Here is an 18245-nt window from a genome sequence, read left to right as displayed (position 1 = left end):
GGCTCAGGCAGCCTTCGCCTTGCTGTGGGCGAAGTCCATGTAGAGTTCGCGGGCGCGGCGGAAGAGCTGGCCGGGCTGGAGCGTGCGGTTGTCGATGCGCGTCACCGGCATGCACTTCGAGTAGTTGCCGGACATGAAGATCTCGTCGGCCTGCTCGAAATCCTCGTAGCGCAGGCTGCATTCCTCGACCACCACGCCGCTCTCGCGCATCAGCCGGATGACGCGCTGGCGGGTGATGCCGTTCAGGAAGGTGCCGTTCGGGACTGGGGTCTTCACGACGCCGTCCTTGGCGAGGAAGATGTTCGAGGTGGCGGTCTCCGCGACATGGCCGAGCATGTCGAGCACCAGCGCGTTGTCGAAGCCGGCGGCCTTCGCCGCCTTCAGCACGCGGGCATTGTTCGGGTAGAGGCAGCCCGCCTTGGAATCGGTCGGGGCGGTCTCGTAGCTCGGGCGGCGATAGATGCCCTTGGTCACAGAGAAGCCGGCGGTCGGGGCTGGCATCGCCGCCTCGAACAGGCAGAGCGCGAACTGGGTCGAGCCGGGATCGGGCATGATGGTCGACGGGCCGTCGGCCTCGGCCCAGTACATCGGCTTGACGTAAAGCGCCGTGCCGGGCGCGAATTTCTTGGCGCCCTCATACATCTTCTCGACGATGAACTCCGGGGTGACGGTGGGCTCGAGGCCGAGCGCCAGCGCCGAACGGTTCACGCGGGCAGCGTGCAGATCGATGTCAGGGGCCACGCCATCGAAATAGCGGCCGCCGTCGAAGACCGAGGAGCTCTGCCACAGCACATGGCTGCGCGGACCGACGATGCCAGGGTTGCCCTCGTGCCAGGCGCCATCGAACCACGTCCACGTCTGAGAATACCATGCCATGACGGCGCTCCATTTTAGTCAGTTTTACCGTGCCGCACCGTCCTCCCCCCACCGTCCGCCGTCAACACATGCCAACGCATATCGCAATGACGGGATGTGATGGAAGCAATCGGAACAGGTGATGGGTCAGAAGCAGAGCGCGCGCAGGGCGGAGATCGCGGCCATGCCGGTCAGCAGCGCCAGCAGCTCGCTGCGCCGCAGGATCATGGTGCCGATGGCGACCAGCAGGGCCAGCGCCGCAGTCCAGCCCAATCGCTCGATCAGCGGCACGACGGTCGCGACCACGATCGAGCCCGGCAGCGCGGCAAGCCCGCGCCGGACATGCGGCGTCAGCGGGATGACGCTCATCAGCGCCACGCCGGCGACGCGGCAGAGATAGGTCGCCAGCGTCATCGCGCCGATGGCGAGGATCGCGCCCCAGGTGCCGGGATCAGGCAGCGTCATCGCGGAACGCTCCCGTCACGGCGCCGGCGAGCGAGCCGACGATGATGAAGGCATAGCCATCGACGAGCTTGGCCGTCACCAGCGCGACGAGCCCGGCGACAACCCAGGGCACCGCGCCGCGCCGGCCACGCCAGAGCGGCACGATCATCGCGGCGAAGAAGATCGGCATCACGAGGTCGATGCCATAGCGGCGCGGATCCGACACCAGCGCGCCGAGCATGTAGCCGCCGCCCGTCGCGATGACCCAGACCGCCCAAAGCGCTATGCCCGCTCCGACAAGCACGCCGAGATCGCGTCCGCCTTCGGCCTGGTAGCGTGTACCGATCAGCCAGTTCGCGTCGGTGAAGAAGAAGAGATGGAAGGCGTTGAGCGTCTTGGGATACTGCGCGAGCCAGGGCTGGAGCGCGGCGCCCTGCAGGACCATGCGCGCATTGACCGTCGCCGTGACGACGGCGAGGCCGGCGATGGCGCCCCAGCTCCATTCGGGCCGCCAGATTTCCATCGCCACGAGTTGCGACACACCACCGTAGACGAGGGCGCTCATCAGCATGGTTTCGAGAAAGGACAGCCCTTTTGCCGAGGCCGCAGCGCCGAAGGCGACCGCGAAGACGATGACGCCCGGCATCAGCACCGAGACCTTGCGCACACCCAGCAGCATGCCGGCGCCCGTAACCGGCGCTCGCTTTTCGGTGGTCGGCAATGTGTTCGGATCGGGCGACATCGCGTTCCAGAAGCGGAAAGCCCGCGCGCGCGTCAACGCGCACCAACGGCGCAGCTGCATGAATTGCGCGCAGAACGCGACAGCATGCGGCAGCATCTCTAGAGTCCGCGCCATGCTCTGGCTCGATTCCAGCGACAGCGTGGCCCCTGCCCTACCGGCCGTCTGGCTGATCCCGACCGGGACGAGCCCGCGCGATCTCGGCGAGCGCTCGGCGCTGAGGCGCGGCGTCGCGCGGCGCCTGCTCGCCCGCCAGCTCGGCTGCATGGATGAGCATGTCGTGATCGCGCACGATCCGGCAGGCCAGCCGCTGCTGGTCCAGCCCGAGGATAAGGGTCTGCATCTTTCGCTCGCGACACGGGCGGGCGTGGTCGCGGTGGCCCTGGCCTCGCAGCCGGTCGGCGTCGACGTCGAACGGGTCGAGACACAAGCCCTGCCGCCGCTCGATGTGCTGCACCCTGCCGAGCGTGAAGCTCTGGATGCGATCGCGCCTGATGCCCGCGCCCTCGCCTTCGCCTGCCTCTGGGCGGCGAAGGAGGCCTATGTGAAGGCGCTCGGCACCGGCTTCGGAAGGGCTCCGGAGAGCTTTGCGGTCTCGCTGGTATCAGACACGCACTTTTGCGTGGCGGATCCACTGCGACCCACCGACATGACGGGGTATCTCCGCACCATGAAAAACGGCGGCCAGGATATCCTGGCCGCCGCGGTGATCGTTCTCGATTGACGCCGGGGATCAGCCCGGCTGGTCGGCCGGCTTGCGCTTCAGCACATAGCCGAGGACGCAGACGAAGAGCGCGCCGATCACCGCCGCCGCATATTGCGGTATTTTCGCCGGGCCGATGCCGAGCGGATTGACCTCGACCGGGATCGCCCTGACCCAGTTCGGCCAGTTGGCCTGCAGCCAGCGCAGCACCGCGATGTCGCCGAGGATCATCTCGGCCGCGATCCAGCCTAGCAGCGCGGCGCCGAGCCAGATCAGGATCGGGAAGCGCTCGATGATCGAGGTCAGGAGCTGCGCGCCCATGATGATCAGCGGGATCGAGAGCAGCAGGCCGAAGATGAAGAGCTCGGGATGGCCGCGCGAGGCCGCCGCGATGGCAATGACGTTGTCGAGGCTCATCACCGCGTCAGCGATGGCGATGGTGCGCACCGCCTTCCACAGGCTCTCGCTCGCCTCGATGTTGCCGTGGGACTCCTCCTCACCCACTGCGAGCTTGATCGCGATCCAGAACAGCAGGACGCCACCGACCACCTTCAGATACGGCACCGCGAGCAGATAGGTGACCGCCAGCGCGAAGATGATGCGCAGGCCGACGGCCGCGCCGGCACCGAGCCAGATGCCGATCTTCTTGCGGTTCTCCGGCAGCGAGCGGCAGGCGAGCGCGATGACGATCGCATTATCGCCGGAGAGCAGCAGATCGATCCAGATGATCTGCAGCAGCGATATCCAGAAGGTGGAGGACGAAAAATCCATCGAAGGTCTGCCCCTTTCTTGTCAGTGAGCCGGGTCGGGCCGGCGCGATTTGATGAGATAGCCGAGACCGAGCACGAGCAGCGCGCCCAGGATCGCGGCCGGGTATTCCAGCTTGTGCAGCAGTTCCTCGCCGAAGCGGGCGATCAGCCAGGGATCGCTCTCGAACATCTCGCCGGCGACCCAGCCCAGCAGCGCCGCACCGGCCCAGACCAGGATCGGGAAGCGCGTCAGCAGATTGGTGATCAGCGAAGCGCCGAGCACGATCAGCGGGATCGAGATGATGAGGCCGGCGATGAGGAGCGGGATCGAGTCCTTCGCCACGGCGGCGATGGCCAGCACGTTGTCGAGGCTCATCACGATGTCGGCTATCGCGACGGTCTGCACCGCTTTCCAGAGCTTGCTGCTGGCGGTGATCGAATCCTCGTCCTGGCCCTCGTCCTCAACGATCAGCTTCACCGCGATCCAGACGAGCAGAACCGCACCTATGATGCGCAGGAACGGCGTGTTGAGCAGCGACGCGATCAGCACCGTGAAGACCACCCGCAGCACCACTGCGACACCGGCGCCGAGCGCGATGCCCTTGGTCCGCTGCGCAGGCGCCAGCGCGCGGCAGGCCAGCGCGATGACGACGGCGTTGTCGCCTGAGAGCACGATGTTGAGGAGGATGATCTCGGCCAGCTTGCCCCAGATCAGGGGATCGACAATCGATATCGACGACAAATCCATATCTTCAAATCCCTGCGTTCAAATCCTTTGCGACGACCGGCGGGCCGTCTTAAAGCGCCTGCTCGACCGCCTTGCCGGCCGCCTGCGTGCCGAGCGAGCCGCCGAGATCCCGCGTGCGGGTGCCAGCGTCGCCGAGCGCACGCTCGATCGCGGCCTCGATGCCCTTCGCGGCTTCGTGCTCGCCGAGATGATCGAGCATCATCGCGCCCGACCAGATCATGCCGACGGGATTGGCGATGCCCTGCCCGGCGATATCCGGCGCCGAACCGTGGACCGGCTCGAACAGCGAGGGGTGATCGCCGGTCGGGTTGATGTTGCCTGAGGGAGCGATGCCGATCGTACCGGTGCAGGCCGGGCCGAGATCGGAGAGGATGTCGCCGAAGAGATTGGAGGCGACGACGACGTCGAAGCGGTCCGGGTTCAGCACGAAATGCGCGGTCAGGATGTCGATATGGTACTGGTCGACGGCGACGCCGGGATAATTCTTCGCCATCTCCTTCACCCGCTCGTCCCAGTAGGGCATCGTGATCGAGATGCCGTTGGACTTGGTGGCGGAGGTCAGCTTCTTGCGCGGGCGGCGCTGGGCGAGCTCGAAGGCGTATTTGAGCACGCGGTCGACGCCGACACGGCTCATCACCGTCTCCTGGATGACGATCTCGCGCTCGGTGCCGGCATACATGCGCCCGCCGACCGAGGAATACTCGCCCTCGGTGTTCTCGCGGACGACGAAGAAGTCGATGTCTCCCGGCTTGCGGCCCACGAGCGGGCCGGGAACGCCCGGCATCAGGCGGACGGGGCGCAGGTTGACGTATTGGTCGAATTCGCGCCGGAACAGCAGCAGCGAGCCCCAGAGGGAGATGTGGTCCGGCACCTGCTGGGGCATGCCGACGGCGCCGAAATAGATCGCGTCGTGGCCGCCGATCTTTTCCTTCCAGTCATCCGGCAGCATCTTGCCGTGCTTGGCGTAGTAGTCGCAGGAGGAGAAGTCGAACTCGTCCAGGCGAAGCTCGAAGCCGAACTTCTTCGACGCCGCCTCCAGCACGCGCAGGCCCTCGGGCATGACTTCCTTGCCGATGCCGTCACCGGGGATGACGGCGATACGGTAAACGCGATTGGTCCCGGTCATGCGGCTTCTCCGAAGAACGTCCTGAACTCCGCGGCGACGAGATCAGGGACCTCCTCCGCAAGATAATGCCCGCCCGGCAGGGCATGGCCGCGCACATCCTGCGCACGCTCACGCCACAAGGCCAGCGGGTCGAAACATCTTCCGATGATGCCGTTCGCGCCCCAAAGCGCAAGCAGCGGCTGGGTCAGCTTGCGCCCGCCATCCTCATCATCGTGACGAATGTCGATGGTCGCAGCGGCGCGATAGTCCTCGCAGCTGCCGTGGATCGCCGCGGGGTCGGCGAAACAGCGGAGGTAATGGGCGAGCGCCTCAGGTGCGAAAGGCGTCATCCCCGCCGAGCCGGACCCGCATTTCTTGCGCCAATAGGCCTCCGGATCGGCACCGATCATGCGCTCCGGAAAGGGCGCCGGCTGGATCAGGAAAAACCAGTGCCAATAGGCGCGGGCGAAGGCGTCGGTGGTGTTGGCGTACATCTCGCGCGTCGGCGCGATGTCGAGCGTGGCAAGGCGCATGACGCGGTCGGCATGGTCGAGCGCCAGGCGATGGGTGACGCGGGCGCCGCGATCATGCGCGCCGACGAAGAAGCGTTCGTGGCCGAGCGCGGTCATCACCTCGGCCATGTCCTGCGCCATGGCGCGCTTCGAATAGGGGGAATGCTCCGCGTCTGTCGCAAGCTTGTCGCTGTCGCCATAGCCGCGCAGATCGGCGCAGACGAGGGTGAAGCTGTCCTTCAGCCGCGAAGCGACCTTGTGCCAGAGCGCGTGCGTCTGCGGATAGCCGTGCAGCAGCAGGAGCGGCGGCCCCTCCCCGCCCGTACGCACGCGGATGCGCGCTCCCGACGTCTGAACGTCGAGCAGGCGGAAACCGGGGAAGAGATTATCCGTTACAGGACGTTCGGTGAGGCTCATCGGACCACGGCAATGCAAGAATACGCCAGCCGATACCCTGAAAGCTCAGGGATTTCGCGCACGGATTATTACACAATCCTGATCAATGGTGAGAGCTTGGCGGGCGCCCGGACGTCATTCTCGGGCGCCGCGGAGCGGTGACCCGAGAATCTCCTGCCGAAGAGGGCGAGAGAGCCTCGCCCTGCACGCGCTGCTCGGGTCGAGCCCGAGCATGACGCGCGTTGGATGGCGGCGTTACCCGCGCAGAGTCGCGCCGTAGCGCTTGCCCATCTCGGCGACGATCCTGGTGCCGACGGCCTCGATCTCGGCTTCGGTCAGCGTCTTCTCGGTCGGCTGCAGCGTCACGGCGAGCGCGACCGACTTCTTGCCGGCGTCGACGCCCGCGCCCTCATAGAGATCGAAGACGCCGACATTGGCGATCAGGGCACGGTCCGCGCCCTGGGCGGTCTTCGCCATATCTCCGGCCGCCACCGCCTTGTCGACGATGAAGGCGAAGTCGCGCGTCACCGGCTGGAAGTCGGAGAGGGCTAGCTTCGGCTTGACCTTGGTCGGCTTGGACTTCGGCAGCGGCAGCGCATCGAGATGGATCTCGAAGGCGACGAGCGGCCCCTTGACGTCGAGCGCCTTGAGGATGCGCGGGTGGATTTCGCCGAAGGCACCGACGATGCCTTTGGGGCCGAACTGCAGCGTGGCCGAGCGGCCGGGATGGGCCCAGACCGGGCCGCCCGCAACGATCTGCAGGCCACCGGTCGGCACGCCGAGCCCGGCCAGCAGGCCGAGCACATCGGCCTTGGCATCGAAGGCATCGACCGGCTTGGCGCCGCCATCCCAATGGCGACCGACGCCTTCGAGGCGGGCCGTACCGCGGCGCAGGCCCGTTGCGGCGATGAGCTGGCCTTCCGGCTCGTCGCTCTTGAAGATCTGGCCGACCTCGAACAGCGCGACATCGGGGAAGCCGCGATCGGCATTGGCCTGCGCAGCCCGGATCAGGCCCGGCAGCAACGAGGGGCGCATGTCGGAGAGATCGGCGGCGATCGGATTGGCGAGCGCGAGCTTGGGCGAGCCGCCGCCGAAGAGCCTGGCCTGATCCTGCGAGATGAAGGACCAGGTCACGGCCTCGACGAGGCCGCGCGCCGCGAGCGTGCGCTTGGCGATGCGCGTGCGCTTCTGCAGCACGGTCAGCACCGGCTTGACCACCTCGCCCTTGATGCGCGGCAGCGGCGTCGAGGCGACGCGATCCAGGCCGGCTATGCGGACGATCTCCTCGACCAGATCCGCCTTGCCGCCGACATCGGCGCGCCAGGACGGCGGCGCGACCTTGACCCGGTCCCCCGCGCCCGAGACGTGGAAGCCGAGCGAGGTCAGCGCGAGCTTCATCTCCGCCTGCGGCAGGTCGAGCCCGGTGAGGCGCTTGACCTCCGACCAGGGGAAGTCGATCGCGCCGGGGCTGTCAGGCAATTCGCCGGCGAACTCCATCTCGGAGGCCTCGCCGCCGCATAGATCGATGACCATCGCCGTGGCGAGGTCGAGGCCGGGCCGGGCGAAATCGGGATCGACGCCGCGCTCGAAGCGATAGCGCGCATCCGAGTTGATGCCGAGTGCGCGGCCCGAGCGGGCGACATTGAGCGGATCCCAGAGCGCGCTCTCGATCAGCACGTCGGTGGTCGTTTCGCTGCTGCCGGAGGCTTCGCCGCCCATGATGCCCGCGAGCGACTCTACGCCGTGCTCATCGGCGATCACGACCTGCTCGTCGGTGAGCGTATAGGTCTTGCCGTCGAGGGCGAGGATGGTCTCGCCTGCCTTCGCGCGGCGCACGGTGAGGTTGCCCTGCACCTTGGCGGCGTCGAAGACGTGCAGCGGGCGGTTGCTGTCGAGCGTCATGAAGTTGGTGATGTCGACCAGCGCGTTGATCGGGCGCAGGCCTACGGCGCGCAGCCGCGCCTGCAGCCAGTCCGGCGACGGACCGTTCTTCACGCCACGCACGAGACGCAGCGCGAAAGCCGGGCAAAGCTTGCGGTCCTCGTCGGCGAAGTCGAGCGTAACCTTGACCGGGCATGGGAAGCTGCCGCGTACCGGCGGTACCGACGGCGTCTTGAGCTTGCCGAGGCCGGCAGCGGCGAGGTCGCGCGCGATGCCGGCGACGCCGAGCGCATCGGCCCGGTTCGGGGTCACCGCGATCTCGATCACGGCATCGTCGAGCCCGGCATAAGTCGCGTAGGGCTGGCCGACCGGCGCATCATCAGGCAGATCGATGATGCCGTCATGGTCGTCGGAGAGTTCGAGCTCGGCCTCGGAGACCAGCATGCCGTTCGATTCGACGCCGCGGATCACGCCCCTGCCGAGGGTGATCTTCTTGCCGGGGATGTAGCTGCCCGGCGGCGAGAACACGCCCTTCATCCCGGTGCGGGCATTGGGCGCGCCGCAGACCACCTGCACGGGCTCGCCCGCGCCGGTATCGACCAGGCAGACGCGCAGCCGGTCGGCGTTGGGATGCTGCTTCGCCTCGATGACATAGGCGATGGTGAAGGCGGAGAACGCGGCGGCGCGATCCTCGATCGCCTCGACCTCGAGGCCGATGCGGGTCAAGGTTTCGGCGATCTCGGCGACGGAGGCGTCGGTGTCGAGGTGCTCTTTGAGCCAGGAAATCGTGAATTTCATCGCGTTGTCAGATCAATAGCTTGCCAGATCAGTCGGAAATCTTCGAGTTCGCCGTCGAAAGCGTCGGCGTCGTGTCGTTCAGCTCGTTGGCGCCGTCAGTGCGGATCTTCATGGCGTTGCCACGCCAACTCACTTCCCCGCCGACGAAGGCATAGGCCCAGACACCGGGGAAGGCGATGTCTCGCACCAGCATCGCGAGCGGCGTACGCCAGTTCAGAAACCAGCCGACGCTGGCGGACAGCACGATGTCGCCGACATACCAGAGCAGCAGCACCAGAAGCGGCCCCAGCCAGAACGGCAAACCCAGCGCCGGGGCGCCGAAGGCCGCCAGCACGGCCGGCAGGAGCGGTGCGGAGATGAGCTCCAGCATGAAGAACGGCAGGAACGTCACGCGCCGCAGCCGCGCCCAGCGGAACTGGCGCTGCACCGCATCCGCCAGGCGGCGCGGGCCGAGCGGCTGCTCAAAGGGCTGGCCGACGAGATGGACATGCTTGCCGGCGCCGCGCACGAGCTTGGTCGCGGCGGCATCCTCGGCGATCTCGGCGCCGAGCGCGGCGATACCGCCCAGCGCGTCGAGGAAGGGCTTGTTCCAGAGCATCGACTTGCCCTGCGCGAAGCCCAGCCCCAAGGCTTCGCCGACATATTGCCAGCGTGCCTGGAAGGCGTTGAGGAAGGCGCATTCGACCTCGGCGCCGAAGCTCTGCGGCCGGGAGCCGGCCGGCGTCGAGCAGACGAGCCCGGTGGCAGGCTGCCAGGCGGCGAGCATGCGCTTGATGTAATCCTTCGGCATCAGCACGTTGGAATCGGCGAGGATGACCCAGTCGGTCGTCGCCTCCTCCCAGCCGCGCACGCAATTGTTCAGCTTTGGATTGGCGCTGACCGCGACGTCGCCGATGATCAGCCTGACCTTGTCGGCGCCGTAGATGCCGATCAATTCCTCGACCAGCGGAACGATCGGGTCCTGCGCATCGGCGACGCAGAAGATCGTGCTGTAGCTGGGATAGTCGAGCTCAAGCCCGGAGATCGCCGTCTCGCGGCTGAAGGCCTCGATGCCGCGCACAGGCCTGACAATGGTGACCGGCGGCAAGGTGTCGAGCAGGACCGAGCGTTGCAAAGGCCGGCGCAGCCGCCGGAGCGCGATGGCCTGGCTCGCCAGGTTCGTCGCGCTCAGCAGCCCGGCAAACAGCGCCGCCCAGCCCGCAGGCGTCATCGCGCCCTCCCCTGGCCGGTCCACTGCATCATGAAGAAAGGCCGCCCGTCAGCGTCGGCAGGTCGAGCGGGCGGAAGCCGTAATGGGCGAGCCAGCGCACGTCAGCTTCGAAGAAGGGGCGCAGGTCCGGCATGCCGTATTTCAGCATGGCGATGCGGTCGATGCCCATGCCCCAGGCGAAGCCCTGATAGACTTCCGGGTCGAGCCCGCAATTGCGCAGTACGTTCGGATGGACCATGCCGCAGCCGAGGATCTCCAGCCAGTCCTCGCCCTCGCCGAAGCGGATCTCGCCGCCCTTGCGCGAGCACTGGATGTCGACCTCCATCGAGGGCTCGGTGAAGGGGAAGAAGGACGGGCGGAAGCGCATCTTCACATCGTCGATCTCGAAGAAGGACTTGCAGAACTCCTCCAGGATCCACTTAAGATGGCCGAGATGGGCAGTCTTGTCGATGACGAGACCCTCGACCTGATGGAACATCGGGGTGTGGGTCTGGTCGGAATCGTTGCGGTAGGTCCGGCCCGGGCAGATCACGCGGATCGGCGGCTCCTGCGCCAGCATCGTGCGGACCTGCACCGGCGAGGTGTGAGTCCTCAGCAGCTTGCGCTCGCCATTGGCATCCGGCGCGAAGAAGAAGGTGTCGTGCATCTCGCGGGCGGGGTGGCCGACCGGGAAGTTCAGCTTGGTGAAGTTGAGGTCGTCGGTCTCGACATCCGGCCCCTCGGCGATGGCGAAGCCCATGTCTCCGAAGATCGCGGTGATCTCGTCGATGACCTGGCTGATCGGGTGGATGCGGCCCCGCGCTTCCGGGCCATCCTGAACCGGCAGCGACACGTCGACGCGCTCGGAGGCGAGCCTCGTCTCCAGCGCCGCCTCGCCGAGCGCTTCCTTACGGGCCGCGATAGCGCCCTGCACTCGGTCGCGCAGGCCGTTGATCAGCGGGCCCTTCTCCTTGCGCTCGTCGGGCGTCATCGCGCCCAGCGTCTTCAGCAACGCCGAGATCGAGCCGGACTTGCCGAGCGCGGCGATGCGCACATCCTCGACGGCAGTTTCGTCGGAGGCGGTGTCGATCGCGGCGAGGACGTCGCGTTCCAGGGTGGCGATATCGGTCATTGAATGGGTCGCAAGCGTTGAAGGCGTGGGAACGGGCGCGTTCTAGCGGGAACAGCCGGCTTATGCCAGAGCGAAGCGACGCTTTGCCGAACAGGTTCAGCTTCGTCGATGCCGATGCAGGAGGATGCCTTGCCCGACAACACCGCCCAGAAGGAATCGCCCTCCTATCGGCTCGCCGCCCGCGACCCCGATTTCATCCTCGGCGATTCGACCCGCGGCGTACGCTTCCTGCTGGAATACCAGAAGGCGGAGAATCATCTGCGGGCGCGCGGCGTCGTCTCGACGATCGTGGTCTTCGGCTCGGCGCGGGTGCGCGAGGGCAACCCCTGGTACGAAGCCGCCCGGCAGTTCGGCCGCATCGCCTCCGAACGCGGCGGCGCGCTGCGCGACGGCGAGGCCGGGCGCCACCACGTCATCGCCACCGGCGGCGGGCCGGGCATCATGGAAGCGGCCAATCGCGGCGCGACCGAGGCCGGCGCGATCTCGATCGGCTTCAACATCACCCTGCCCCACGAGCAGGAGCCGAACGCCTGGTCGACGCCCGACCTGACCTTCCGCTTCCACTATTTCGCAATGCGCAAGATGCATCTCGCCATGCGCGCTGCGGCGCTCGTGGTCTTCCCCGGCGGCTTCGGCACGCTCGACGAGCTGTTCGAGATCATCACGCTGGTGCAGACGGGCAAGATGGGGCCGGTGCCGATCGTGCTCTACGATTCCGGCTACTGGCAGGGCCTGCTCAACCTCGACAGGATGGCGGCCGCCGGCTTCATCCGCCCTGAGGACCTGAAGCTCTTCAGCTATGTCGACACGCCCGAGCAAGCCTATGACCGGATCGTCGAAGGCGCCGGCGATGGCTGGAACCCGCCGACGAACGGCAGCGTGCAGAGCTGACCCTTCCGCTCTCCCCGGAAAGGCCCCTGTGACACGGCGCCTCCTTCGTCCAAAGATTCTCGGGTCCCCCTTCGGTCGCCCGAGAATGACGTGCCCATGCCACATCGCCAAAGAAAAAGGCCGGCGTCACCGCCGGCCTTTTCCAATTCAGCGATACCAGTCCGCTCAGGCGGCCTTGGCTTCGGCGCCGAGCGCGCCCTTGACGGTCTCGACCACGGCCGTGAACGATGCCACGTCGTCGATCGCCATGGCCGACAGGGTCTTGCGGTCGAGCTCGATGCCGGCCTTGATCAGGCCGCCGATGAAGACCGAATAAGTCAGGCCGTGCTCGCGCACCGCAGCGTTGAGGCGCTGGATCCAGAGCGCGCGGAACGAGCGCTTCTTGTTCTTGCGGTCGCGATAGGCGTACTGCATCGAGCGATCGACGGCCGCCTTGGCGGCGCGGATCGTATTCTTGCGGCGGCCATAGAAGCCCTTGGCGGCCTTGAGTGTCTTCTTGTGCTTGGCGTGGGCAGTCACGCCCCGTTTCACGCGAGCCATGTCATGATCTCCGGTGTGTCAGGTGGCGTCAGCCGTTGGGGAGGAAGTACTTCTTCACGTTGGCCGCATCGCCCTCGAAGAGGGTCGTCGTGCCGCGGTGGTTGCGGATCTGCTTGTTGGTCCGCTTGATCATCCCGTGACGCTTGCCGGCCTGGGCGTAGAGCACCTTGCCGGTACCGGTGATCTTGAAGCGCTTTTTAGCGCTCGACTTCGTCTTGATCTTGGGCATTTCAGCTCCTCAATGGTCGTGGCCGCACGTTTTTTGAACGCGTTGCCAATGTCTTGCTTTCAGGAAGCGAAGCACGACCGCCACGGCAGCCCTTATCAGCCGGGCGATCGAAGGCCGGCCCTATCGCAGAAAAGCGCCGCTCTGGCAAGTGCGAAGCCGGCAACGCGGCGAGAGGCCGCCGGGAAAAACGCCCGGTATCTGCGCTCTTCCTTCAAACACTTGTCACGACGTAAGGTCATCCGTCACGTTCCGCATCTGGAGAATCCCTCTGTGAAGAAGTTTCTGCTTAGCCTCGCCGCCGGCCTGGCCTTGACGGCTGCCGCCTCGGCCCCTGCGCTTGCCCAATCCACGCTCGACAAGATCAAAGCCCGCGGCAACATCATCTGCGGCACCAGCGAAGGCGTGCCCGGCTTCTCGCTGCAGGATGGCAACGGCATCTGGCAGGGCTTCGACACCGACGTCTGCCGCGCCCTGGCGGCGGCGATCTTCAACGACCCGAAAAAGGCGAGCTATCTGTCGCTGTCGAGCAAGAACCGGCTCGTCGCGCTCCAGAGCGGCGAGATCGACGTGCTCGCCCGCACCACGACCTGGACGCTCGGCCGCGACATCGGCCAGGGCCTGACCTTCACGGCAGTCAACTACTACGATGGCCAGGGCTTCATCGTCCGCAAGAAGCTCAATGTGAAAGACGTCAAGGACCTGAACGGCGCCTCGGTCTGTGTGGCGCAGGGCACGACGACCGAGCTCAACCTCGCCGACTATGGCCGGACGAATGGCATCAAGTTCGAGACCGTCGCTTTCGCCACCCTTGACGACACCGTGCAGGCCTATGAGGCGGGCCGCTGCGATGCCTACACCACCGACCTCTCGTCGCTTGCCGGTACGCGCGGCAGGCTGAAGGACCCGGAGGAGCATGTGCTGCTGCAGCAGGTCATTTCCAAGGAGCCGCTCGGCCCCTGGGTTCGCAAGAACGATCCGGCCTGGTTCGACATCGTGCGCTGGACGGTCTTCGCGCTGATCAATGCCGAGGAGTTCGGCGTGACGCAGGCCAATGTCGAGGAGATGGCGAAGACTTCGCAGAATCCCGAAATCCGCCGCATGCTCGGCAGCGAAGGCAAATTCGGCGAGGCGCTCGGCCTCAGCAACGACTGGGTCGTGCGGGTCGTCAAAGCTGTCGGCAACTACGGCGAGAGCTTCGATCGGCATTTCGGGCCGAACACGCGCAACCCACTGCCGCGCGGCGCCAACAAGCTCTGGACCCAGGGCGGTCTGCAATACGCCCCACCAATTCGCTGAGGCTGACGGCTTCGCCGAGGTAGCGATTGAGAAGAACGGGCCGCCTCTTCCGAAGGGGCGGCCCTTTTCGTTCGAAGCCGCTCAGGCCGCTTCGCAGAGCACGGCCTGCTTGCGTTCCCCGAGCAGCCGGCTGTAGCCGATGAGCGTGACGAGCAGCGCCGCGACGCCGGCGGCGACCGAGATCCAGAAGCCGCTGCGGGCGCCGAAGGCATCGATCAGCGCGCCGGCCGCCGAGGCGCCGAAGGCCATGCCGATGCCGATGCCGGTAATGCCCCATGTCATGCCCTCGGTGAGCTGGCGCGGCGAGACCAGGCGCTCGATCAGCCCCATGGCGATGATGATCGTCGGCGAGACCGCCGCCCCCGCCAGGAAGAAGACCAGCGCCAGCGACACCAGTCCCTCGACTGCCAGCAAGGGCAGCGTCGTCAGGGCCGCGAGCGTGATCGCGGCGAGGAACTGCGTGGCGAGGGTGGCCTTGAGCTTGAGCGTGCCGAAGACGAGGCCGACGATCAGCGAGCCCGCCGCATAGATGGCAAGCACGACGCTCGCCATCGCCTTCTGGCCCTGCGCTTCGGCGAAGGCGACGGCGGTGATCTCGGCAGTGCCGAAGATGGCACCGACCGCGATCATGGCGAGCACGACGACCTGCACGCCGCCAAGCCGGATGACCGAGACATCGGCATCCGCGGCATCGGCGCGGACGGGCGGCTCGGTGCGCCGCTGGACACAGAGCAGCGGCACGCCGACGACCAGGAACAGCAGCGCGGCCAGCGGCCCGGCTTCGGGAAACAGGCTGACGCTCAGCCCGATCGCGACGATCGGCCCGACCATGAAGATGATCTCGTCGACCACCGATTCGAAGGCGAAGGCCGTGCGCAATTGCGGCGTATCGCGGTAGAACTCGGTCCAGCGTGCCCTCACCATCGCGCCGATGCTCGGCATCAGGCCGGAGAGCAGCGCGAAGACGAAGAGCAGCCAGCTGGGGGCCCCCGCCCATGTCGACAGCATCAACGCGCTCAGCGCCAAGGCTGCCGCCACTGTGGCCGGCATCAGCACGCGGCGCTGGCCGTAACGATCGACGAGGCGCGAGATTTGCGGCGTGATCAGCGCGCTGGCGAGCGCGAAGGTCGCGGCGACCGCACCGGCGATGGCGTATTCCCCGCGCCGTTCCGACAGCATGGTGACGATGCCGAGCCCGACCATCGAGGCAGGCAGGCGCGCGACGAAGCCGGCGGACGAAAAGGCGAGCGCGCCGGGCGCGCGGAAAATCTCGCCATAGGGATTCGGCATGACAGGCTTGTCCCGAAGGAAGAGCGGACATACGCCGCGTATGCGAATGGGTAATTGCATACGTTGCGTATGTCAATTAACATACGAACCGTATGTGAAAGGGTTATGATGGCTCGCAGGCTTCGCGCCGACATGATCGCGGAAACCCGCGCCAGCCTGATTTCGGCGGCGCGCGAGGCGTTCGGCACGGTCGGCTATGCGGCAGCATCGATGGACGACCTGACCGCTTCGGCCGGGCTGACCCGCGGCGCGCTCTATCACCATTTCGGCGACAAGAAGGGACTTTTTGCGGCGGTTCTGGACCAGATCGACGCGGAAATGACTGTGCGGCTGCGCGCCGTCGCGGCCAAGGCGGAGGATCGCTGGACCGGGTTCCGCGACGAATGCGCCGCCTATCTCGCGATGGCGCTGGAGCCAGAGATCCAGCGCATCGTCCTGCGCGACGGGCCTGCCGTGCTCGGCGACCCCTGGAACTGGCCGATCCAGAACGACTGTATCCGCATGATGACCCGGGGCCTCGGCGAACTCGTCGCGGACGGCGCGCTGGCGCCGCTCGACCCGGAAGCCGTGGCGCGGCTGATCGTCGGCGCCACCCAGCATGCGGCCCAATGGATCGCGCATGCCCCGCAACCGGAAGCCGCCCTACAGGCGGCGACCGACGCCTTCAACGCGATGCTCGACGGCTTGTTGCACCGGCCGAAATGAGAAAGGGCGCCCGGAGGCGCCCCTTCTCGATCTGCCTTGAACGAGATCGCTGGACAGACGGGCGCCTCAGCGCGGCGCCAGGACCATCACCATCTGGCGGCCTTCCAGCTGCCAGTCGCTTTCGACCTTGGCGAACTCGGCCGTATCGACCTTGACGCGCTCCAGCACCTTCACGCCGAGATCCTGGTGAGCCATCTCGCGGCCGCGGAAGCGCAGGGTGACCTTCACCTTGTCGCCCTCCTCGAAGAAGCCATGCATCGCCTTCATCTTCACGTCGTAATCGTGCTTGTCGATGCCGGGACGCAGCTTGATCTCCTTGATCTCGATGGTGCGCTGCTTCTTGCGCGCCTCCGCCGCCTTCTTCTGCTCCAGGAAGCGGAAACGGCCGTAATCGAGAATCTTGCAGACAGGCGGCACGGAGTTCGGGGCGATCTCGACGAGGTCGAGACCGGCATCCTCGGCGATCTTCAGCGCCTCGAAGAACGACACCACGCCACGGTTGGCGCCTGTGTCGTCGATGAGCTGAACCTCGCGAACTCCGCGAATATCACGGTTCGAACGGGGACCTTCCTTGGTCGGGGTCGGGGCAGCACGGTAAGGGCGACGAATGGGGTATTCTCCTGCATTTGGCGCGTATCGCGCCGTTGATTGAGACACATTGCACAAAGATGCGCGTTGTCAATGCATGACGCCGCTGCGGCAGCCATTCACCTGGGCCGTGGCGCCTCAGCGTTCCAGCAACGCGCAGTAGACATCGAGGGTTTCCGTCACCATCGACTCGAGCGAAAAATGCTTCTCGACATGTTCGCGCGCCCGCCTCGCCAGGGCATCGCGAGCGGACGGACGCAGCGCCAACGCCTCGCTCAACCCAGCCGCCAAAGCGGCCGGATCGCCCGGCGGGATATGCCAGCCGGTGCGCTCTCCCGGCGCGACCTGCGGCGGGGCGAGCACCGTTTCCGGTACGGCGCCGAGATCGGAGACCACGACGGGCGTACCCATCGCCTGCGCCTCGACAGCGACGCGGCCGAAAGCTTCGGGCTCCGTCGACGGCACGGCGACGACCGCAGCCGACAGCATCGCGGCGGGCATGTCCGTGCAATGGCCGACGCGCCTGACACGGCCCTCCAGCCCCGCCTTTGCGATGAGCCCGTCGAGTTCCTTGACGTAGGCGTCCCGCCCTTGCGCATCGCCGGCGAGGATGAAGGCCGTTTCGCCATCGCCGCCATCGCGCATCAGCCGCGCGGCCTCGATCAGCACACGCTGGCCTTTCCAGCCGGTCAGCCGGCCGGGCAGCAGGACGATGCGCTGATGCGGCTCGACGCCCCAGGCCTTGCGCAGCGCCTGGACCCGCTCGGCGCCGACGGCAGCCGGCGCGAAGGCCGAGAAATTGGTGCCACGGTTGACGACCCTGATCCGCTCGCGCGCCATCGGGTGCTTCGACAGGATCAGTTCGGCCGTATAGCCGGAGTTGGCGATGACGACGTCGCCGCGCGTCATCACCGAATTATAGAGCGTCTTCACCGCCGAACGGCTGTTGTAGGAGCCGTGATAGGTGGTGACGAAGGGCAGCTTCAGCAGCTTCGCCGCGCCGAGCGCGACCCAGGCCGGCGCGCGCGAGCGGGCATGGATCAGTTCCACGCCCTCCTGCCGGCAGAGCAGCACGAGCTTGCGGATGTTGAGCGCCATCGCGACCGGATTCTTCGAGGCCGCCGGGAAGGGCAGCCAGACACCCCCCTTGGCCTGAAGCTCAGCGACGAGGCGCCCGCCCTCGGTCGCGACCAGAGCGCGGGCGCCGGCATCCGTCAGCCCCTTGGCGATGTCGACCGCCGTGCGCTCGGCTCCGCCGGCCTCCAACTCGGGGATGATCTGCAGGATCGTCCGCCCCGCCAGCGGATGCGTTTCGGTCGACGGCAGCGAAAGATGGGCACCCGGCTTGAAGGACATGCGCTCTTGGTCTGGACTTTCGTGAACGGGGGCGAATATGCCCCTATGCGGCCGCGACCGCAGCCTTTAATCGCCGCGGCCAAGCGATTCGTCACAGGA

19 protein-coding genes are annotated in these 18245 nt (G+C 66.7%); 4 read left to right on the top strand and 15 right to left on the bottom strand.

The window, feature by feature from the left end; all coding sequences use genetic code 11:
* Window positions 1-3 precede the first annotated feature (3 nt).
* The 3 genes from NWE53_RS26615 to NWE53_RS26605 form a co-directional block, all read right to left on the bottom strand.
* Entirely contained in the window at window positions 4-876 is an 873-nt protein-coding gene (locus NWE53_RS26615) for a branched-chain amino acid aminotransferase (RefSeq protein WP_265052292.1), read from the bottom strand.
* A 126-nt stretch (window positions 877-1002) separates the two neighbouring features.
* A complete protein-coding gene (locus NWE53_RS26610; RefSeq protein WP_265052291.1) occupies window positions 1003-1320 on the bottom strand; it encodes an AzlD family protein in 318 nt (105 codons plus the stop codon).
* Window positions 1307-2155: an AzlC family ABC transporter permease gene (locus tag NWE53_RS26605; protein WP_265052290.1), complete on the bottom strand. Its 849-nt coding sequence runs from the start codon at window positions 2153-2155 to the stop codon at window positions 1307-1309. The genes NWE53_RS26610 and NWE53_RS26605 overlap by 14 nt, the downstream gene beginning before the upstream one ends.
* On the opposite strand from NWE53_RS26605, the gene NWE53_RS26600 reads away from it, so the two are divergent.
* The gene (locus tag NWE53_RS26600; RefSeq protein ID WP_265052289.1) at window positions 2154-2762 is read left to right on the top strand and encodes a 4'-phosphopantetheinyl transferase family protein; all 609 of its coding nucleotides are present in this window, start codon (window positions 2154-2156) and stop codon (window positions 2760-2762) included. The genes NWE53_RS26605 and NWE53_RS26600 overlap by 2 nt on opposite strands.
* A 9-nt stretch (window positions 2763-2771) precedes the next feature.
* Here the strand turns inward: NWE53_RS26600 and NWE53_RS26595 are convergent, their stop codons facing one another.
* The 7 genes from NWE53_RS26595 to pheS all read right to left on the bottom strand — a co-directional run bounded on the left by NWE53_RS26595 (window position 2772) and on the right by pheS (window position 11251).
* Window positions 2772-3512 carry a TerC family protein gene (locus NWE53_RS26595; RefSeq protein WP_265052288.1) on the bottom strand — a complete coding sequence of 247 codons (741 nt, stop codon included), beginning with the start codon at window positions 3510-3512 and terminating at the stop codon, window positions 2772-2774.
* A 21-nt stretch (window positions 3513-3533) separates the two neighbouring features.
* Complete coding sequence (locus NWE53_RS26590; RefSeq protein ID WP_265052287.1) at window positions 3534-4238, bottom strand: TerC family protein; 705 nt, start codon at window positions 4236-4238, stop codon at window positions 3534-3536.
* Window positions 4239-4287: 49 nt separating this feature from the next.
* Window positions 4288-5364 (bottom strand): tartrate dehydrogenase, encoded by a 1077-nt coding sequence (locus NWE53_RS26585; protein WP_265052286.1) that lies wholly within the window; start codon window positions 5362-5364, stop codon window positions 4288-4290.
* Window positions 5361-6272, bottom strand: coding sequence for an alpha/beta fold hydrolase (locus NWE53_RS26580; RefSeq protein WP_265052285.1), 912 nt, complete (start codon window positions 6270-6272; stop codon window positions 5361-5363). Before NWE53_RS26580 ends, NWE53_RS26585 begins: the two co-directional genes overlap by 4 nt.
* Window positions 6273-6506: 234 nt before the next feature.
* Window positions 6507-8930 (bottom strand): phenylalanine--tRNA ligase subunit beta, encoded by a 2424-nt coding sequence (gene pheT, locus NWE53_RS26575; RefSeq protein WP_265052284.1) that lies wholly within the window; start codon window positions 8928-8930, stop codon window positions 6507-6509.
* Between the two features lie 28 nt (window positions 8931-8958).
* A complete protein-coding gene (locus NWE53_RS26570) occupies window positions 8959-10140 on the bottom strand; it encodes a ceramide glucosyltransferase (RefSeq protein WP_265052283.1) in 1182 nt (393 codons plus the stop codon).
* A 28-nt stretch (window positions 10141-10168) separates the two neighbouring features.
* Window positions 10169-11251 carry a phenylalanine--tRNA ligase subunit alpha gene (gene pheS, locus NWE53_RS26565; RefSeq protein ID WP_265052282.1) on the bottom strand — a complete coding sequence of 361 codons (1083 nt, stop codon included), beginning with the start codon at window positions 11249-11251 and terminating at the stop codon, window positions 10169-10171.
* Between the two features lie 114 nt (window positions 11252-11365).
* Here pheS and NWE53_RS26560 point away from each other — a divergent pair, with 114 nt between their 5' ends.
* Window positions 11366-12142: an LOG family protein gene (locus NWE53_RS26560; RefSeq protein ID WP_265055038.1), complete on the top strand. Its 777-nt coding sequence runs from the start codon at window positions 11366-11368 to the stop codon at window positions 12140-12142.
* A 165-nt stretch (window positions 12143-12307) separates the two neighbouring features.
* Here NWE53_RS26560 and rplT read toward each other — a convergent pair whose 3' ends face one another.
* Both rplT and rpmI read right to left on the bottom strand, forming a co-directional pair.
* Window positions 12308-12682, bottom strand: a complete 375-nt coding sequence (gene rplT / locus NWE53_RS26555; RefSeq protein WP_265052281.1) for a 50S ribosomal protein L20 — start codon at window positions 12680-12682, stop codon at window positions 12308-12310.
* A gap of 28 nt (window positions 12683-12710) precedes the next feature.
* On the bottom strand, window positions 12711-12911 hold the full coding sequence (gene rpmI, locus NWE53_RS26550) for a 50S ribosomal protein L35 (RefSeq protein ID WP_131860007.1): 201 nt from the start codon (window positions 12909-12911) through the stop codon (window positions 12711-12713).
* A gap of 270 nt (window positions 12912-13181) precedes the next feature.
* Between rpmI and NWE53_RS26545 the strand changes: the two genes are divergently transcribed.
* Window positions 13182-14207: an amino acid ABC transporter substrate-binding protein gene (locus NWE53_RS26545; RefSeq protein ID WP_265052280.1), complete on the top strand. Its 1026-nt coding sequence runs from the start codon at window positions 13182-13184 to the stop codon at window positions 14205-14207.
* 81 nt (window positions 14208-14288) lie between these two features.
* On the opposite strand, the gene NWE53_RS26540 is transcribed toward NWE53_RS26545, so the two are convergent.
* The gene (locus NWE53_RS26540) at window positions 14289-15497 is read right to left on the bottom strand and encodes an MFS transporter (protein WP_265052279.1); all 1209 of its coding nucleotides are present in this window, start codon (window positions 15495-15497) and stop codon (window positions 14289-14291) included.
* A gap of 108 nt (window positions 15498-15605) precedes the next feature.
* Here NWE53_RS26540 and NWE53_RS26535 point away from each other — a divergent pair, with 108 nt between their 5' ends.
* Complete coding sequence (locus NWE53_RS26535) at window positions 15606-16202, top strand: TetR/AcrR family transcriptional regulator (protein ID WP_265052278.1); 597 nt, start codon at window positions 15606-15608, stop codon at window positions 16200-16202.
* 66 nt (window positions 16203-16268) lie between these two features.
* Here the strand turns inward: NWE53_RS26535 and infC are convergent, their stop codons facing one another.
* Together infC and NWE53_RS26525 are read right to left on the bottom strand one after the other, a co-directional pair.
* Window positions 16269-16811, bottom strand: a complete 543-nt coding sequence (gene infC / locus NWE53_RS26530; protein WP_265055037.1) for a translation initiation factor IF-3 — start codon at window positions 16809-16811, stop codon at window positions 16269-16271.
* 117 nt (window positions 16812-16928) lie between these two features.
* The gene (locus NWE53_RS26525; protein ID WP_265052277.1) at window positions 16929-18146 is read right to left on the bottom strand and encodes a glycosyltransferase family 4 protein; all 1218 of its coding nucleotides are present in this window, start codon (window positions 18144-18146) and stop codon (window positions 16929-16931) included.
* Window positions 18147-18245: the final 99 nt, after the last annotated feature.

Origin of the sequence: Bosea sp. NBC_00550 (assembly GCF_026020075.1) — a bacterium.
Taxonomy (GTDB): domain Bacteria; phylum Pseudomonadota; class Alphaproteobacteria; order Rhizobiales; family Beijerinckiaceae; genus Allobosea.
The sequence above is the reverse complement of the archived record's forward strand: the minus strand, read 5'-3'. Positions and strand labels throughout refer to the sequence as shown.

Bases quoted from the DNA above. Each gene is read 5' to 3' on its own strand.
- NWE53_RS26615 (WP_265052292.1), bottom strand. From the start codon at position 876: ATGGCATGGTATTCTCAGACGTGGACGTGGTTCGATGGCGCCTGGCAC.
- NWE53_RS26610 (WP_265052291.1), bottom strand. From the start codon at position 1,320: ATGACGCTGCCTGATCCCGGCACCTGGGGCGCGATCCTCGCCATCGGC.
- NWE53_RS26600 (WP_265052289.1), top strand. From the start codon at position 2,154: ATGCTCTGGCTCGATTCCAGCGACAGCGTGGCCCCTGCCCTACCGGCC.
- NWE53_RS26605 (WP_265052290.1), bottom strand. From the start codon at position 2,155: ATGGCGCGGACTCTAGAGATGCTGCCGCATGCTGTCGCGTTCTGCGCG.
- NWE53_RS26595 (WP_265052288.1), bottom strand. From the start codon at position 3,512: ATGGATTTTTCGTCCTCCACCTTCTGGATATCGCTGCTGCAGATCATC.
- NWE53_RS26590 (WP_265052287.1), bottom strand. From the start codon at position 4,238: ATGGATTTGTCGTCGATATCGATTGTCGATCCCCTGATCTGGGGCAAG.
- NWE53_RS26585 (WP_265052286.1), bottom strand. From the start codon at position 5,364: ATGACCGGGACCAATCGCGTTTACCGTATCGCCGTCATCCCCGGTGAC.
- NWE53_RS26580 (WP_265052285.1), bottom strand. From the start codon at position 6,272: ATGAGCCTCACCGAACGTCCTGTAACGGATAATCTCTTCCCCGGTTTC.
- pheT (WP_265052284.1), bottom strand. From the start codon at position 8,930: ATGAAATTCACGATTTCCTGGCTCAAAGAGCACCTCGACACCGACGCC.
- NWE53_RS26570 (WP_265052283.1), bottom strand. From the start codon at position 10,140: ATGACGCCTGCGGGCTGGGCGGCGCTGTTTGCCGGGCTGCTGAGCGCG.
- pheS (WP_265052282.1), bottom strand. From the start codon at position 11,251: ATGACCGATATCGCCACCCTGGAACGCGACGTCCTCGCCGCGATCGAC.
- NWE53_RS26560 (WP_265055038.1), top strand. From the start codon at position 11,366: ATGCAGGAGGATGCCTTGCCCGACAACACCGCCCAGAAGGAATCGCCC.
- rplT (WP_265052281.1), bottom strand. From the start codon at position 12,682: ATGGCTCGCGTGAAACGGGGCGTGACTGCCCACGCCAAGCACAAGAAG.
- rpmI (WP_131860007.1), bottom strand. From the start codon at position 12,911: ATGCCCAAGATCAAGACGAAGTCGAGCGCTAAAAAGCGCTTCAAGATC.
- NWE53_RS26540 (WP_265052279.1), bottom strand. From the start codon at position 15,497: ATGCCGAATCCCTATGGCGAGATTTTCCGCGCGCCCGGCGCGCTCGCC.
- NWE53_RS26535 (WP_265052278.1), top strand. From the start codon at position 15,606: ATGGCTCGCAGGCTTCGCGCCGACATGATCGCGGAAACCCGCGCCAGC.
- NWE53_RS26525 (WP_265052277.1), bottom strand. From the start codon at position 18,146: ATGTCCTTCAAGCCGGGTGCCCATCTTTCGCTGCCGTCGACCGAAACG.